Here is a 15919-nt window from a genome sequence, read left to right as displayed (position 1 = left end):
TGATCGCATCGCAAACCTCCGGTTTGCACCAGAGATTCAGATTCATCGCGTTTTGGGAAGGCCAAAGAGTCGAGATCAGCGAGGCGGCGTATTACTTATTGGTTTGTAAGCCAAGCAAGCCGCGGCTGGATGGAGGCCCAACGTAGAAAAGAAGAGTCCAAAGGCAAATATTCCATTCCCAAACACACTAAAACGCATGATTTTTCCTACAAGCAGAGTACTGTTCCTCATGCGTATCCACAAAAAGCGCGCCTGTCCGCTGTTTCACTCGCACACACAAGATAGCCATGCTGAATTAGGCTAGGAACAGGTCAGAGCCCACCCAATAAATATCAACTCTGCCTTACAATCAGCATCTAGCAGCACGCTTAGAAGGTATAAAAATTTAACCGAGAGTTTCTTTTGACTATTTCACGCCACTTTCGGAAAGCAAGTGGTGTCTAATGCGCCTAACAATTTTTCGCTTAAGTGATTTATAAATGGAGGCCGAGTGGCGTTGCCCCTTCTCTCCCCCAAACAGGTCTTCCGCCCAGCTTCCTTCATTCCGCTGCGCTGCATTGCGTGCAGCCGGTTCCTCGCGAATCCCTGTTGTCCCCTTCCAGCCCCACCGCTCGCGCGGCTCCGGGAAAGCAGGACGGGGTCCTATTTCCCTGTCCATTTCAATCGAGACGAGGGACAAAACCATGACAATCATCCGTATCCGTGAACTGAATGATGTATTCCGAACCACCTGGCTCACAGGCACGACACTTTTTACCTCCAGCGTCCAGAATCTGCCGGACATCACCCAATCCCGCATCGTGGAGGCGTTCCAAGGCTTCGGCCGCACCCCCAAGGGGTCAATATTCCGAGCCGATTGACACACAACGTCACGCTGGACTTCTCACGGCCCTCAGAACCGACGGATAACGGCTTCATCGAGGCTTTCAACAGCAAGCTCCGAGCGGAGTGTCTGAACTCTCATTGGTTCCTGCCCCTTGCGGATTCGCGCGAAAAGTTGGAGACTCGGCGTCGATACTATAACGAGGATCGTCCTCACAGTGCGATCGGACATAGCGTCCCGTTTGCCATGCATAATCCCGGCAGCCCAACCAGCCAACCATCGTGATCAGAGCCGGAAAATCCAGTTCTCGGCGGTCCAAACTTGGGACTCAGAGCATAATAAATCTCAATATTTCAGAATATGATTTAATCCTTTGGACGACGAACCTTCGCTAAACTTTTTGCGAAATACCGTACCGGAGGTGTGCAGTCGGAATGACCATATGAAGTCAGCCACACGATCAAGCGTGAATGTCATCTGCATGAAATGGGGCGATGCGTATGGCCCAGCCTATGTGAATAATCTTCATCGTGGCGTATCACGCCACCTGGGCAGGCCACACAGGTTCATATGCTTTACCGACAATACAGATGGTATCGACCACCATATTGAAACCCTTCCCCTTCCGGATTTGAACACCCCTGAAGGAGTTCAGGATACACGTTGGAGGAAGCTTACTCTTTTCTCGTTCCAACTGGCTAACTTGCGTGGCCCGACCCTGTTTCTCGATCTGGATGTCGTCATCGTTGGTGATCTCGATGTATTTTTTGACTACCCGGGCGAGGTCGTGATGATACGTGACGACGATCTTTTCCGCCCCAAGCCCCTTCGGAAGCTCAACCCGCAACGAGATGCCTTTTTGGCGTCAGTGGGCAACAGTTCGGTGTTCCGCTACGAAATCGGGGCGTATCCGTATGTCTTGGACACGTATCGTGCACATCCGCGACTGGCACATCGCCGATATGAGATTTCCCAGCAATTCCAGAGTGCACAACTGCTTAGACGCGGTCATCTTTCCTACTGGCCGAGCGATTGGTGTGTCAGTTTTAAAAACAAATGCGTTCCGTCACGTCTTCGAAGCTTCTGGGAGCATCCAGTAGTACCGGAAGGCGCGAGGATTGTAGTTTTTGCCGGCCGCCCCAAAATGGAAGATGTTCTTGCGGGTCGAGGTAACCGTTGGTACCGCCGCATCGGCAACATCGAATGGCTTCGCACCGCTTGGCAACCCGATGACAAACATGCCCTTGTCCCTGATAGCGCTGTTTTCACGCCTCCCCTGAAACGAGAAGCGTGAAAGACGGAACCGGAGCGAATTTTTCCGTTTCGGTTCCGTCACTCCGATCATCGTCCCGATGCACAGGCAGTACGGTTCTGTTTGCCAGATGTAAGCCGACAAGACTTCGCCTGCAGACTTCAAGGCGAAATCCAAAATCAACCTTCCTCCCCCTTATCGTAGCCGTGTGAAGCTGGGCTCAGGACTCATTGATCAGAGCCAGAAGATAACTGCGGCTGCGATGCAGATTGCCGAGAAGAAGGTGTGAGCACATCGGTCGTAGCGCGTCGCTATGCGCCGCCAGTCCTTGAGCTTGGCGAACAGGTTTTCGACCTTGTGGCGCTGACGGTAGAGGACCTTGTCGTAGACGAAGGGTATCTTGCGGCTCTTCGATGACGGGATGCACGGCTCGATGCCTCTGGCCTCGAGTTCCTCGCGGAACCAGGTGCTGTCATATCCGCGATCGGCAATCATGTGATCGGCGGGAGGCAAGGCGTCGAGCACGAGACGTGCGCCCTTATGGTCGCTCATCTGACCTTCTGACAGAAGCAGGATGATCGGCCGTCCGTCTCCGTCGCATACGGTGTGGAGCTTTGAGTTCAGCCCGCCCTTGGTTCGCCCGATACGACGGGGAACATCCCTTTTTTAAGCAGGCTCGCCGCAGTGCGGTGGGCTTTCAGATGCGTCGCGTCGATCATGATGCGCTCCGGCTTCGGCCCCTCGCCGGCGAGCCCGGCGAAGATGCGGTCGAACACACCCAGACGGCTCCAGCGTACGAAGCGGTTGTAGAGTGTCTTGTGCGGACCGTAGCCAGTCGGCGCGTCCTTCCGCTGGAGACCGTTGCGGATCACGTAAACGATCCCGCTCACCACCCGCCGGTCGTCGACCCGCGCAACACCATGTGAAAGCGGGAAATGCGGCGATATCCGCGCCATCTGGCGCTCGCTCAGCAAAAACAAATCACCCATCACGGCCTCCTTCTCGGAAGCCGTGAATCACATCTCAAGTCAAATTAATAGGTCCTGAGCCTAGTGCTTTTGCCTAGCATCAATTCCTTTCTTCAGTGACAGCGTGTACCGGGTATGCCGACGTTCGCCTGCGCGCGTCAGTGCACCGATCTCCACGAGCTGTTGAAGGTCGCGTGTTGCTGTAGCGCGGGATGTATCTGTGATCGAAATGTAGTTTTCGGCACTTAGCCCCCCCTTGAAGCCAGCCGTGCCTTCCTTGAAGATGCGCGCGACTACCTTTTCCTGCCGCTCGTTGAGCTGGCCCCGAAAACGATCATAGAACTTTGCCTTCTGAATGAAGAAATCTATGCGCTCAAGCGTCGACCGTTGAGCGTCCAGAATAGTTTCTGAAAAGAAGATGATCCAGTCGGTGATATCAAGCGTGCGCTGGTGGCGCTCAAGCTCGGAGTAGTAGGCCTTACGGCACTGCTCGATTGTGAAGGCGAGAGAAATGAGGCTTGGCTGCCCTATGTTTTGCGCCAGGGATTTCTCAGCGAGCGCGCGCCCAATTCGGCCGTTGCCATCCTCAAATGGATGTATGCTTTCAAAGTACAGATGGCCTACTGCTGCACGTGTCAAAGCTTGAAGCGAAGTTTGGCCATCTGGCCCGGATTTATTGAACCAGGCGATGAAAGTCTCCATCTCTCCGATAACTTGGCGAGACGGGGGAGCCTCGAAGTGGATGATGGGCTTGTCCAATCGACCTGACACGATCTGCATGGCGTCTTCATGCGTCCGGTAAGCACCAACCGTTTCAATGTATCGGTTTCCGGCCATCAGCATTGAGTGCCAATGGAACAGTCCTTCATGACGCAGCGGCGTATGCCAGCTTCGATAGACATCCGCCATCATCTCGGCGATCCCCTGCTCTTGGGGGCGAATTTGTCTATCATCCGTGTCCAGCCCGAACTGCCGGCGGAGTGATGATTGGACACTCATGCGGTCCAGAAACTCCCCTTCAATCTCTGAGGTCTTGACCGCTTCGTCACTCAGCAATTCAATACGAAGTTGTTTGCTGTCATCATCGTTGAAATGCCGGACAGCACCGATAACCTCGCCGGCGGACTGCAAGAATTTCTGCTCCAACGGTAACAAGCTTGCGGTGTCGTACCTGAAGTTTGGCCAATCAGTGTTTTGCCAGTTCCATTTCATGAGTTATAGCACCCTTCTCTATAACTCATATTTATTGCCATAAATGAGCTATTGCAAGCCCGTCTATCGCTCAGCACCACAAGCTGCGGCTCTCCATTCAAGACGTAGCGACCGGTGGGTAACCACTTATCCTGAACATATTTTGCTAACGGGCGCCCCCTATTTCCGCTCGCCCTCGGCATCGGGACCAGAGCGAAGGATAACTCTCGACAATTTCCTGATGGAAGCCGAAACCACCATGAATGCTGGCTTTGCCGGTTTTACTAAGGCGATGACCACTGTAACATCCCGCTGGCCCGGACGCATTTCTGCCGCCGGTTCGAGCGCGCGCAAACAGGTTGTCGGCAGTGCGACCGACCGCTGCAGTGGGCGTCGCGGTCGGCGCGAGTGTGGCCTCCGTCAGTCATGATGATAGATGACGTGAAGTTTCCGAATGCCGACGCCCTACTTTCTGCTTGTGGCGCGCAAGCTCCGCGAATGCTTACAGCTTGGAGAGCCCAAACGTCTTCCTAATGCCGCTATCCAATGCCTTGGCTGGAACAAAGCGCTTCAGGCGACTCAGAAGCGCAGCCTGTTTTCCAACCGGCCTGCGCATTTTGTGAGGACCTGTGATTGCTGCCATGATTTCGGCGGCGACAGTCTGAGGACTGCTTGCTGCCTTAATGGCTGAAAGAACGGCCTCATTGGATTTGGCAAATTGGTGAGCGTAGTCGCCAATAAGCGCCTCCGTCTGCTTCGCATTGACATCGAGCCTTGTCCTCGTGAACGTTGGCTCAACCAGGACGGAGCGAATATGAATTGGCGAACTTCATGGTCGAGCGTTTCGGACAGTCCCTCCAGGGCATGCTTGCTGCTGGCATACAGGCCCATATACGGCGCGGGGAGGAAGCCGAGGACCGAGCTGACATTGACGATCAGGCCGGAATTCTGCTGCCGCATCGCAGGCAATACCGCTCTTATCATGCGCAATGGGCCAAAGACATTGGTTTCAAAAACGGCCTTCGCCTCATAGTCCGACGTGCTTTCGACCGGCCCGACAAGAGAGACGCCTGCATTGTTCACCACGACATCAATCCGGCCCGAACGGGACAGAACCCAATCGACGAATTGCCTCACCGACTCGTCATTGTCCACATCGAGACGTCCGTACTCGACACCAGGAACCGGTCCACTTTTATCCGGATTGCGCGATCCTGCAAACACCTTGAACCCATTCTGTGACAGCAACCTCACGGTCGCCTGCCCTATGCCGGAGGATGCTCCGGTTACTACAACAATCTTGTCTGTCGACATCTACGCTCTCCAAAATTAGCGTTGGATTAGAAATCATTATAGATTTCATACGTAATCTATAATTCCGTTAGATTGCAAGTGAAATAAAACGCGTTTAAAGAAATTGAGAAGGTAGATGGTTGCCCCACACGACACTGGGACGAGTCTCCTCGACGCGGGAAACATCGGTCGAGTTAATGCGGTGGTTCTCGGCTAACGGATGACGGGTGTGACGAATGCTTATGCCATCAAGTCACGCCGTTCGCCTGTCCGCTGGTGGATTGCCGAGCGCACGCTGGAATGCGGATCGTTGCTCGCCTCTTTCGACGTAATCCTGCAAGCCAGGGCTATCCAGCAGGATATCCGAGTGCTTGAGCGGCCGCAGTACGCTCACCATCATCAGATCACCGGCGCTGAACTGAGCCCCCTCAAGCCACTCTTTCCCCCCAAGCGTATCGCCCAGTTGCTGGAGCCGCTGACTGAGATGACCCACGCTGCCGGAGGCGATACAGGGTTCGATCGTATTGACTGCTGCAAACATCCACATGATGGAACGCGAGCGCGCTTGCGCTGCATTGGGAAGGAGGCCGGCGAAACGCTGTGCAATGTGAAGCACGATCGCACCGGATTCAAAAAGAACGAGATCGCCCTCCTGATAAATTGGCATCTGACCAAATGGCTGCATTTTCAAATATTCGGGCCGGCGCATCTCGGAAAACGTCAGGTATCGTAGAGTGTAAGGCTGTCCGACTTCCTCAAGAGCCCATCTTACACGCATATCGCGGTGGTATCCTCTGCCCCCATCCGGAGGATTTTTAAAAATTGAGACGATAGGGTTCATGTCAAGTCTCCTAATGGGCAGGGTTCAAGCGGAACGAAGGCATGGCTTCCTAAGGGGGCCTCTAACCAAGCAGATCACAGCCATATCCTGCCGAGCAAAATGGACTCTCCGCAGCATCATCTGCTGCGGAGCGGGTGACTATTCCGCGGCAAGCGCATCGTGAGCCTTTTGCGTGTTCGCGTTTACCGCCGGATGTGTGTCTGCCTTGGGCGGCTTGATGCGGAACCATGCAGCATAGAGTGCGGGCAGGAAGAGCAGGATGATGAGCGTGCCCACCGCCGTTCCGCCGATAAGCGTGTAGGCCATCGAACCCCAGAAAACCGAATGCGTCAGGGGAATGAAGGCAAGGACCGCAGCAAGCGCTGTCAGGATGACGGGCCTCGTTCGCTGCACCGTGGCTTCGATAACGGCATGATAGTCGTCCAGACCCGCGGCCTTGTTTTCCTTGATCTGCTCGGTCAGGATCAACGTGTTGCGCATGAGGATGCCCGCCAGGCCGATAAGACCCAGGATCGCGTTAAACCCGAAAGGCTGGTTGAACAGGATCAGGGTCGGCACGACGCCTGCAAGACCGAGCGGGGCTGTCAGCATCACCATCGTCATTGTCGACAGGCTGCGTACCTGAAGGATGATGACGATCAGGGTCGCTGCGATCATCAGTGGGAACACCTTCACCAGAGCAGTATTCGCCTTGAGTGACTCCTCGATATTGCCGCCCATCTCGATTGTGTAGCCAGCAGGCAGAGATGCAACGAGTGGCTGAAGAGCGGTCATCACCTGTTGCGAAACCTCCGGCGGTTGTGTCGCCTCGTTAATGTCAGACCGGACCGTCACCACAGGCGTTCTGTCACGACGCTTGAGGATCGGCTCTTCGAAGCGCACCTCCGTGTGGCCGATCTGGTCGAGCGGGATCGCACGGCCGTCTCTCGTCACGAGCGAGAAGTCAGCTAGCCTTGCAGGATCGAGGCGGATTTCACCGGCACTTCTCGCCACGACAGGAACGTTTCGGATGTTCTCACGGACTTGCGTGACGGGAACACCACTCAGCAGGAGCTGTATCTGCTGGGCAGCCTCGGCGGACGACATGCCGATGAGGTTCAGGCGATCCTGATCAGGAACGAACCGGACAACAGGTGTGCGGTTACCCCAGTCGCGATTGGCATTTCTGACGTCAGGTACCGAGCTCATGAGAGCAAGTGCCTGTTCGGAGAGCTTGTACAGCTCTTCGGCGTCCGGTCCTTTGATCCGAAACTCGACGGGGAATGGCGTGTAGGGGCCAAAGACGAGTTGCGTCACACGGACGAATGCCTCGGGCGCCAGCCCTCGCGCAACGGCTTCCCGCAGACGCAGTTTCAGCACCTCACGCTCATGTGCGTCGGATGTCAGCACAACGATCTTCGCAAAGGCAGGATCGGGCAGTTCGGGCGCCATGGCGAAGAAGAAGCGGGGCGCGCCTTGGCCGATGTAGCTGGTCGCGATCTTTGTTTCGGGTTGCTGCTTCAACCAGGCCTCGAGTTTTTTGACCGTAGCGGTCGTCGTTTCGATGCTCGTGCCTTCAGGCATGCGGACTTCGACAAGAACCTCAGGGCGGTCCGATGTCGGGAAGAACTGCTGCTTCACCGCACCCATCCCGACGACAGAGAGCGCCATGACGACGCCGACCACGGCACAGGTCAGGAATTTGTGCTTGACGGTGAATTCGATCGCACCGCGCAGGCGCCTGTAGTTCGGCGTATCGTAAATCGCATGATGGCCGCCTGCCACCGGCTTGATATCGGGCAACAGCTTTACGCCGAGATAGGGCGTAAAGATCACCGCCACGAACCAGGAAACAATCAGTGCGAAACCGACGATCCAGAAGATGTTGCCTGCATATTCACCCGCTGCAGAGGCGGCAAAACCGACCGGCATCAGGCCGATAATGGTCACAAGCGTCCCCGACAGCATCGGTGCCGCAGTGTGGCTCCAGGCATAGGCAGCCGCCTTGATGCGATCCATGCCCTCTTCCATCTTCACGACCATCACCTCGATGGCGATGATGGCGTCGTCGACAAGCAGGCCAAGTGCCAGGATCAATGCACCGAGCGTGATGCGGTCGAAGAAGCGCCCCGTCTCGAGCATGATGATGAAGACAACAGCGAGCGTCAGCGGAACGGCGAGAGCCACAACAATTCCCACTCGCCAGCCGAGCGCAATGAGGCTGACGAAGAGCACGACGCCGAGGGCCATGGCGAACTTCACCATGAATTCACCCACCGCCGCGTCAATGTTGACAGCCTGATCGCTGACCTTCGTCAGCGTTATGCCAAGGGGTAACGACTGTGCGATCCGGCTGGAGCGCTCCTCGAGAGCCTTGCCAAGTTCCAGACCATTCCAGCCCTGTTGCATAACCACACCGAGCATAATGGCAGGCTCGCCGTCATGACGGATGACATAGCTTGCCGGCTCCTGATAACCCCGGCGTACCTCAGCAATGTCGGAAAGCTTCAACGCACGGCCGGAAGCGACGATGGGCGTATCAGCGATAGACTGAACACTGTCATAGGCACCGTCGAGACGAATGAAGACCTGCGGACCCTGCGTATCGATCGAGCCAGCGGGCGTTACGGTATTGCGCCGTTGAAGGGCTGCGGCAATGTCCTGAGGAGATATGCCGAGCGTGGCGAGCTTCTCGTAGGAGAACTCTACGAATATCTGCTCCGGCTGTTCGCCGAGAATATTGATTTTCTTGACGCCGGGAACATGAAGCATGTCCTGCCTGATCTTTTCGGCCTCCCGGACGAGATCGCGCATCGGCATGCCCTGCGCCTTGAGAGCGTAAAGGCCGAAGCTGACGTCGGAATATTCGTCGTTCACGAACGGTCCCAGAACACCCTGCGGCAGGTTTCTGGCTTCATCGCCGAGCTTCTTGCGCGCCTGATAAAATTCTTCAGCGACGGCGCTTGGTGGCGTATTGTCCTTGAGCGTGACGGTAAGATAGGCAAAGCCGGGGCGCGTCGTTGTCTCGACCCGGTCGTACCAGGCCAATTCCTGAATGCGCTTCTCCAGCGGCTCGGCAACGAGATCCTGCATCTCGCGCGCGGTTGCGCCCGGCCAGACCGTGGTGACCGTCAATGTCTTGATGGTAAAGGAGGGGTCTTCAGCGCGTCCCAGCTTGACGAAGGCATAGACGCCGGCAAGCGACAGAAGGACGATAAAGAACAGCGTGACGGCGCGTTCGCGAACCGCAAGGGCGGATAGATTAAGGTTCATCAGTTTGCCGCCTCTTTTGTCCCAACGCTGGTGCGAACTTGCGCTCCATCCTTCAGAAGATGTGCACCAAGCGCAACGACCTCCTCTCCCGGCTTGACGTTAGTGACGACCACATTCTCTTCGCTCACCCGCTCTACGTTCACATCACGAAACTTCACGACGGACGATTGCTGATCGATTACCCAGACGCCTGTCCGCGTCCCGTCATCCAACAGCGCGCCTATCGGCAGTTCGGCATGATTCTGCACATCTCTGTTCTCGATTTCGATGGTGACGGTCGCCCCCAGGGGCGCATTTGCAGCCCCCCCTTCAAGCACCCAGCGCGTTTCATAGGTGCGGGTCTGCTGATCGGCAGAATCGGAGATCTGGCGCAGCTTGGCCTTTTCCGCATTGTTTCTGCCATAAACCGATGCGGAGGCTTGAGCTCCAATGTCAGGACGCATGGTTTCGGGAAGCCAGACAATCGCTTCGCGCGGACCTGACTTCGCGAGCCGGACAACCGGCTGCCCGGCGGTAACTACTTGGCCCGGCTCACCGAGCGTCTCGACAATGGTTCCATCCGCATCGGCAACGAGAACCGCATATCTGGCCTCGTTTTCGGCAACATTCGCCTCAGCCTGAGCGGCGGCCAACTGTGCCGTCGCCGTATCCAGCAGGGCCTTCGATCGTTCATATTGCTGCGTCGAGGCAGCAGAAGTCTTCACCAGCACGGCAAAGCGTTTCTCATCGGCTTTCGCTTGAACAAACGTCGCCTGTGCTGCGATGACAGCGTTTCGCTTGGCCGTCAGAGCAAGGCGAAGATCAGTCTCGTCAAGCCTCATCAATGGCTGTCCAGCACTTACCTGCTCCCCGACGTCGACAAAACGTTCAACGATCTTGCCGGGAACGCGAAAGCCGAGATTGCTCTGGACCCGGGCACCAACGGTTCCGGTAAAGCTGCTGCTCGAATTGCCAGGAAGCCTGGCCGTCGCCAGGTTGACCAATGGCGCCAAGGTCCGGGGATCGGCAGCCTTTGCCTCAGGCGCCTGCGCCGGAAGCAGCAGTGCGGCGGCTCCGCCTGCGGCCAGCGCCAGCACTGCTGCTGCAGTGACAACAAGTTTCCGTTTCATTTCATCGCCCCTTCTTGACGGCCTGTTCAAAAATATTAGATTGCACTCTAACTCTAAAAGACATATAGATGTCAAATGAAATCTAATTGGAGGTCCACATGAGAGTGAGCCGCGTACAGGCAGAGGAAAACCGCGAGAGGGTGATAAACGTCGCCAGCCGGTTGTTTCGAGAGCATGGTTTCGACGGGATCGGCCTTAAAGACCTGATGAAGGGTGCAGGCCTCACCCAGGGTGGATTCTACAAACAGTTCGCATCGAAAGACGATCTTGCGGCGCTCGCATCACGGCGTGCTCTCGAGAGCGCCACGAGAAGGTGGTCTGATGCCGCAGCAGACACGTCAGATCCCCTGGAGTCGATCATCCGGCTCTACCTCTCCAAGGATCATAGTGGCGAGAAGGCAGAAGGATGCCCGCTTGTGGCTCTCGGCTCCGACGCTGCGCGTCAAACTGCCGAAGTTCGGCGCCCGTTTGAGGATGGTATCCGGGCGCATTTCGAGGTGCTCGAAGAACTCATCGGAGAGGGTGACGATAGAGCTCGAACCGGAAAGGCCATGGCAATATTGTCCATGATGGTCGGTGCGGTGACGCTGTCCCGGATCATCGACGATGAACTGCTGTCGACGAGTGTACTCGACGCGGCAGCGAGCGAGGTCCGACGCATTGCTGGCCGCGATCGCAGCGACTAACAGACAGTTTTTGGATATTCGTCGCCGATGGCTGTCACGGCTCAGCCGAATCCGCACGTGTATCAGGCGAGTATAACGCGAACCGCATGTCCCAAGTTCACGACCGGTCATTCGGTCGGACGCCGAAGGCATGCCAAATTTTTGATCATAGACAGGTGGAATGCAAATGCGTCGTGTCGTTGTCACGGGAATGGGAGCCGTCAGCCCCCTCGGTGCGAATGTCGATATCTCCTGGTCCCGGCTCCTTGCTGGCAAAAGCGGGATCCGGCGACTGGGTGACGACATCGTCGGGGATTTGCCGTCAAAAATCGGAGGCGTGGTCCCTTCCCTGGCTGAAGATCCTGAAGGAGGTTTTGATCCTGAGAGGACCCTGCCCTCGAAGGATCAACGCAAGGTCGACCGCTTCATCATCTGTGCGCTGGCAGCGGCGGAAGAGGCTCTAGCACAGGCGAACTGGAAGCCAGCTTCCGAAGAAGAAAGACTGAGAACGGCGACAATCATCGCATCGGGCATCGGTGGCTTTCCCGCGATTACGGAGGCGGTGCGTACCGTCGACCAACGCGGCGTCCGCCGTCTTTCGCCCTTCACCATTCCATCCTTTCTCGTCAATCTCGCCGCCGGACAAGTCTCTATCCGGCATGGCTTCAGGGGCCCGCTGGGAGCGCCGGTGACGGCATGCGCCGCCGGCGTTCAGGCGATTGGCGACGCAGCGCGACTGATCAGGTCAAACGAAGCCGACATTGCGGTTTGTGGTGGCACTGAGTCCTGTATGAACATTGTCAGCCTCGGTGGTTTCGCAGCGGCAAGATCACTATCAACAGGCTTTAACGAGACCCCGGCCAAGGCCTCACGTCCTTTCGACACCGCGCGCGACGGCTTCGTCATGGGTGAAGGTGCGGGCATTCTCGTCATCGAGGCACTCAGCCACGCTCTCGCCCGCGGCGCCACCCCGATTGCCGAACTCGTCGGGTACGGCACGACAGCCGACGCCCACCACATCACCTCAGGCCCAGAGGACGGAAGCGGCGCCCGCAGGGCAATGCAAATCGCCATCGCCCAGGCGGGTATCGCGCCGCACGAAATCGGCCATCTGAACGCACATGCGACATCGACCCCGGTTGGAGATCTCGGAGAGCTCAGAGCGATCAAGAGCCTGTTCGGCCAAAGGAAGTCGATCGCTGTCAGCGGCACGAAGTCGGCGACGGGGCACCTGCTGGGCGCCGCCGGCGGCCTTGAGGCTATTTTTACGATCCTGGCGCTCCAGCACCAGATCGCGCCCCCGACCTTGAATCTCAGTTCACCGGACCTTGAGGCCAATGGCATCGACTTTGTCGCAAACGATGCCCGAGCGCTCGATGTTGAATATGCGATATCGAATGGCTTCGGCTTCGGTGGTGTCAATGCCAGCGCAGTGTTTCGACGCTGGCCGAGGAGAGGCATCCGTACGCCATTAGCTGACTAACCCCCGCGCGTGGTCCCCTTTGAACAATGTCTCCACCAGGACACTCCCGACTATGCAACCAACGACTGTCGTTTCACCGCCCAGCATAACGCTCCTCAAGCCCAGAATTGCCGTCATCGGCGTCGGCGGTGGTGGCGGCAATGCTGTCAATAACATGATCGCGCACGATCTCGAGGGCGCGGAGTTTATCGTTGCGAATACCGATGCCCAGGCATTGTCGATGTCGAAAGCGCCACGGCTTGTCCAGCTTGGCCCAACGGTCACGGAGGGGCTTGGTGCCGGATCATTGGCTGATATTGGACAGGCGGCAGCCGAAGAATCGATTGACGAGATCATGGACCACCTCGACGGAACGCATATGTGTTTCGTGACGGCGGGCATGGGCGGCGGCACTGGAACAGGTGCAGCACACGTTATCGCCCATGCTGCGCGCAAGGCAGGCATACTGACAGTCGGTGTCGTCACCATGCCCTTCACATTCGAAGGTACGCAGCGAATGCGAACGGCGCGGCACGGGATCGAGCGTCTCGGCGAATGCGCGGACACGGTGATTGTCATCCCCAATCAGAACCTGTTCCGGATTGCCGATGCGAAAACGACCTTCGCTGATGCCTTCGAAATGGCGGATCGTGTGCTGCATGCCGGGGTCAGTTCCGTCATCGATCTGATCGTCAAGGAAGGATTGATCAATCTCGACTTTGCCGATGTCAGATCAGTTATGCGTGACATGGGCCGAGCGGTCATGGGCACGGGCGAGGCAACCGGAGACGCCCGCGCCCGACATGCCGCCGAGGCGGCGATTGCCAATCCGCTGTTCGATGAAGCATCCGTCAGGGGAGCGAAAGGCCTTCTCGTCTCGATTTCCGGCGGGCCGGACATGACCCTTTTTGATGTCGACGAAGCGGCAACCCGTGTTCGGGAAGAGGTCGACGACGACGCAAATATCGTCGTCGGCGCGACATTCAATGATGCGCTTGCGGGGCGGCTGAGAGTTTCCGTTGTCGCCACTGGCTTGAGGCAACCGGCAGAGGTGATCCACCTTTCGGAACGAATGGCGTGACGCTCGCCCATATCATCAGGCCAGCAAGCGCCGACTTGTAAAGTGACGACCATGGAGGTTTGAAATGTTGAAGCGTTTTCGAGAAAAATGGCGGTCTTGGGAAGATGCCGCCCTGGGTATTGACGATCCGCAGGGAGACTACCTCGTCACGCTGGAAAAACGGCTGGCCCGGCTTGAGACCGAAGTGGCTGGATTAAGTGCTCGGTCCCGCGAGGAAGTAGTGCGGGAAGACGGCACCGAAAATAGAGGATGATGGCTGTATCCTTGCAGTCAGTTGCCAGTGTCGGCTGCGCGCGGCCTAGGTTAAGCGCACGCTGTTGATAAATCGCTAAGCATCCGGCACAGGCTAAGAGCGTTCTGCATCCCGCCAACCTTTTTCACCAGTGCGTCTTCAAGTTCCTGAAGCCTTTCAAATGCCATTCCAAGCCGCGCTCTCCCATTGTCGGTGAGCAGAAGTTTTCGTGCCCTGCGATCATCGACATCCACGGACATCGTCACCCAGTTCTTCCTCACAAGGGGTTTGAGATTTGAAACGACGGTTGAATGGTCAAGGCCGAGAAGTAGCGAAACCTCCGATATTCTAGGGGAACCTGCCTCGCCAATCGCTGCCAGAAGAAATATCTGCTCTGCGGTTAGTCCTATCGAGCGCAATGCATCGTTGACTTGGCGAGAAATGATGCGGTTTGTCCGCTGCACGGCAAAGCATAGATCCCCGGAAAGCGGGTTTTCCACTATTTCAGCCGTTAGTGATCCTTGATCGGAAACATGGATTTTAAACACCTGCACGGGCTCCGGTCTCACGCTGAGATGAGACGTAAGGATACCGGCGGTATCGAAAAGGTCTTTATGCGCTATGGGAATCCCGTCGAGAGGTGATCGCCGGTCCCCACGCATCATCCGGTCTTCAGACGCGCGCGCATCGACGAGTGCCCGGTCGGCCGTCACCGAGATGAATGCCGCCACTGAAGGGTTCAGCGCATCGATCGTCGCAAGGCAGTCTGTCGCCAGTTCAACTGGTGAAATCGAGCGCGCGCTCAACTGACGGCTCGCTTCCATGATCGTCATTTCGCTCATTTCACAGGCTCTGGCCGGAACTGTCCGAGATCAGGAGCAGACCGCACTCATCATTGGGCAATATCACACTCAGCGAGTCTGCCATGAAAATGGCTATGAAAAAACAGGCCGCATAGGGCCAGATTGAAAACCAAGAACGCTCCCGAAAACTGGAGGGAAATAAGGTCTCAAGTCAGGGCCTCAAGCCAGGCGTCCGACCCTGCTCGTCCGCGCGTGCTGGGCGGCCACCACTGTGCATGGCGACCGTTTGGCCATGTTCAGAGGTTTTCCTTGTAGAAAGGGATCAGCTTTGCCAACGCCTGTCCTACCGGTTCCGGTTTGTCATAGAGGTCATAGTGCGACCAACCCTCTACGACGACCAGTTCCTTCTTCTTCGAGGCTGCGCGTTCGATGATCTCACAGCCATCGCGATAGGCACCGAAGGCGCCGACCTGATCACCAACCACGACGCAGAGAGGTTGGGTCAATAGAACTTCGGCGAGATGGAAGGCATCCCAACCGACTGCCGCGGCCTGATGTGACAGGAGCGAACGGTTCAGACCATTCGGCTTCTGGCCACGCGGCGTGCGGTAATAATCAGTCGCCTCCAGTGGGTCGCGGTCGGTAACACCGGCAGCACGCGCTTCCTCAATGGAATTGGCCAGGAGATTATCGACGTGGAGAGCCGCGCCCCGAGCCTCGGCGGTCCGCTGCTTGGCCATTGCCTCCAGCGCGCCGATTGGGTTGAGGCCGGTGAAATTGCCCCGCATCAGGCGACCATAGTTTGCGCCAGTGACAGTGCCGACCGCCTTGATACGGCGCTCGGTCATCGCAGCGTTGATCGAATAGCCACCGCCGCCGCAGATGCCGAGGACGCCGATGCGGTCTTCATCGACATAGGGGAGCGTCACCAGATAGTCGGCGACATG

The 15919-nt window shown here is 56.9% G+C and carries 13 protein-coding genes and 2 pseudogenes; 7 read left to right on the top strand and 8 right to left on the bottom strand.

Annotated features, from left to right (window positions below; genetic code table 11):
* The first annotated feature begins 683 nt into the window (after nt 1-683).
* From ACI2KA_RS26310 to ACI2KA_RS26300, 3 genes and pseudogenes are all read left to right on the top strand, one after another.
* The gene (locus ACI2KA_RS26310) at nt 684-860 is read left to right on the top strand and encodes a hypothetical protein (RefSeq protein WP_404505390.1); all 177 of its coding nucleotides are present in this window, start codon (nt 684-686) and stop codon (nt 858-860) included.
* Nucleotides 861-862: 2 nt separating this feature from the next.
* Nucleotides 863-1108: pseudogene (locus tag ACI2KA_RS26305) on the top strand (transposase); the annotation flags it as partial.
* Nucleotides 1109-1265: 157 nt separating this feature from the next.
* Nucleotides 1266-2117 (top strand): hypothetical protein, encoded by an 852-nt coding sequence (locus tag ACI2KA_RS26300; RefSeq protein WP_404505389.1) that lies wholly within the window; start codon nt 1266-1268, stop codon nt 2115-2117.
* 192 nt (nt 2118-2309) lie between these two features.
* On the opposite strand, the gene ACI2KA_RS26295 is transcribed toward ACI2KA_RS26300, so the two are convergent.
* The 6 genes and pseudogenes from ACI2KA_RS26295 to ACI2KA_RS26270 all read right to left on the bottom strand — a co-directional run bounded on the left by ACI2KA_RS26295 (nt 2310) and on the right by ACI2KA_RS26270 (nt 10729).
* A protein-coding gene (locus tag ACI2KA_RS26295) for an IS5 family transposase (protein ID WP_404505388.1) occupies nt 2310-3064 on the bottom strand; the annotation gives its coding sequence in 2 pieces (ribosomal slippage) (nt 2310-2731 and nt 2731-3064; 756 coding nt in all).
* A gap of 60 nt (nt 3065-3124) precedes the next feature.
* On the bottom strand, nt 3125-4255 hold the full coding sequence (locus ACI2KA_RS26290) for a Fic family protein (RefSeq protein WP_404505387.1): 1131 nt from the start codon (nt 4253-4255) through the stop codon (nt 3125-3127).
* Nucleotides 4256-4736: 481 nt separating this feature from the next.
* Nucleotides 4737-5548, bottom strand: a pseudogene (locus ACI2KA_RS26285) (oxidoreductase).
* 232 nt (nt 5549-5780) lie between these two features.
* Complete coding sequence (locus tag ACI2KA_RS26280; RefSeq protein WP_404505386.1) at nt 5781-6368, bottom strand: glutathione S-transferase family protein; 588 nt, start codon at nt 6366-6368, stop codon at nt 5781-5783.
* A gap of 138 nt (nt 6369-6506) precedes the next feature.
* Entirely contained in the window at nt 6507-9620 is a 3114-nt protein-coding gene (locus ACI2KA_RS26275; RefSeq protein WP_404505385.1) for an efflux RND transporter permease subunit, read from the bottom strand.
* Nucleotides 9620-10729, bottom strand: a complete 1110-nt coding sequence (locus ACI2KA_RS26270) for an efflux RND transporter periplasmic adaptor subunit (protein WP_404505384.1) — start codon at nt 10727-10729, stop codon at nt 9620-9622. The genes ACI2KA_RS26275 and ACI2KA_RS26270 overlap by 1 nt, the downstream gene beginning before the upstream one ends.
* A gap of 98 nt (nt 10730-10827) precedes the next feature.
* Here ACI2KA_RS26270 and ACI2KA_RS26265 point away from each other — a divergent pair, with 98 nt between their 5' ends.
* From ACI2KA_RS26265 to ACI2KA_RS26250, 4 genes are all read left to right on the top strand, one after another.
* Nucleotides 10828-11415, top strand: coding sequence for a TetR/AcrR family transcriptional regulator (locus tag ACI2KA_RS26265; RefSeq protein WP_404505383.1), 588 nt, complete (start codon nt 10828-10830; stop codon nt 11413-11415).
* Between the two features lie 166 nt (nt 11416-11581).
* Complete coding sequence (gene fabF, locus ACI2KA_RS26260) at nt 11582-12877, top strand: beta-ketoacyl-ACP synthase II (protein WP_404505382.1); 1296 nt, start codon at nt 11582-11584, stop codon at nt 12875-12877.
* 52 nt (nt 12878-12929) lie between these two features.
* Complete coding sequence (ftsZ, locus tag ACI2KA_RS26255; RefSeq protein ID WP_404505381.1) at nt 12930-13937, top strand: cell division protein FtsZ; 1008 nt, start codon at nt 12930-12932, stop codon at nt 13935-13937.
* Between the two features lie 64 nt (nt 13938-14001).
* Nucleotides 14002-14190 (top strand): hypothetical protein, encoded by a 189-nt coding sequence (locus tag ACI2KA_RS26250; RefSeq protein WP_404505380.1) that lies wholly within the window; start codon nt 14002-14004, stop codon nt 14188-14190.
* 50 nt (nt 14191-14240) lie between these two features.
* Here ACI2KA_RS26250 and ACI2KA_RS26245 read toward each other — a convergent pair whose 3' ends face one another.
* Nucleotides 14241-15011 (bottom strand): amidase family protein, encoded by a 771-nt coding sequence (locus tag ACI2KA_RS26245; protein ID WP_404505379.1) that lies wholly within the window; start codon nt 15009-15011, stop codon nt 14241-14243.
* A 257-nt stretch (nt 15012-15268) separates the two neighbouring features.
* A partial coding sequence (locus ACI2KA_RS26240) for an alpha/beta hydrolase (protein WP_404505378.1) occupies nt 15269-15919 on the bottom strand: 651 nt, incomplete at its 5' end.

The organism is Agrobacterium sp. NPDC089420 (assembly GCF_044900305.1).
GTDB lineage: Bacteria > Pseudomonadota > Alphaproteobacteria > Rhizobiales > Rhizobiaceae > Agrobacterium.
The sequence above is the reverse complement of the archived record's forward strand: the minus strand, read 5'-3'. Positions and strand labels throughout refer to the sequence as shown.

Coding starts and splice junctions, on each gene's coding strand:
- ftsZ (WP_404505381.1), top strand. CDS start 12,930: ATGCAACCAACGACTGTCGTTTCACCGCCCAGCATAACGCTCCTCAAG.
- ACI2KA_RS26250 (WP_404505380.1), top strand. CDS start 14,002: ATGTTGAAGCGTTTTCGAGAAAAATGGCGGTCTTGGGAAGATGCCGCC.
- ACI2KA_RS26270 (WP_404505384.1), bottom strand. CDS start 10,729: ATGAAACGGAAACTTGTTGTCACTGCAGCAGCAGTGCTGGCGCTGGCC.
- ACI2KA_RS26245 (WP_404505379.1), bottom strand. CDS start 15,011: ATGAGCGAAATGACGATCATGGAAGCGAGCCGTCAGTTGAGCGCGCGC.
- ACI2KA_RS26280 (WP_404505386.1), bottom strand. CDS start 6,368: ATGAACCCTATCGTCTCAATTTTTAAAAATCCTCCGGATGGGGGCAGA.
- ACI2KA_RS26265 (WP_404505383.1), top strand. CDS start 10,828: ATGAGAGTGAGCCGCGTACAGGCAGAGGAAAACCGCGAGAGGGTGATA.
- ACI2KA_RS26300 (WP_404505389.1), top strand. CDS start 1,266: ATGAAGTCAGCCACACGATCAAGCGTGAATGTCATCTGCATGAAATGG.
- ACI2KA_RS26310 (WP_404505390.1), top strand. CDS start 684: ATGACAATCATCCGTATCCGTGAACTGAATGATGTATTCCGAACCACC.
- ACI2KA_RS26290 (WP_404505387.1), bottom strand. CDS start 4,255: ATGAAATGGAACTGGCAAAACACTGATTGGCCAAACTTCAGGTACGAC.
- ACI2KA_RS26275 (WP_404505385.1), bottom strand. CDS start 9,620: ATGAACCTTAATCTATCCGCCCTTGCGGTTCGCGAACGCGCCGTCACG.
- fabF (WP_404505382.1), top strand. CDS start 11,582: ATGCGTCGTGTCGTTGTCACGGGAATGGGAGCCGTCAGCCCCCTCGGT.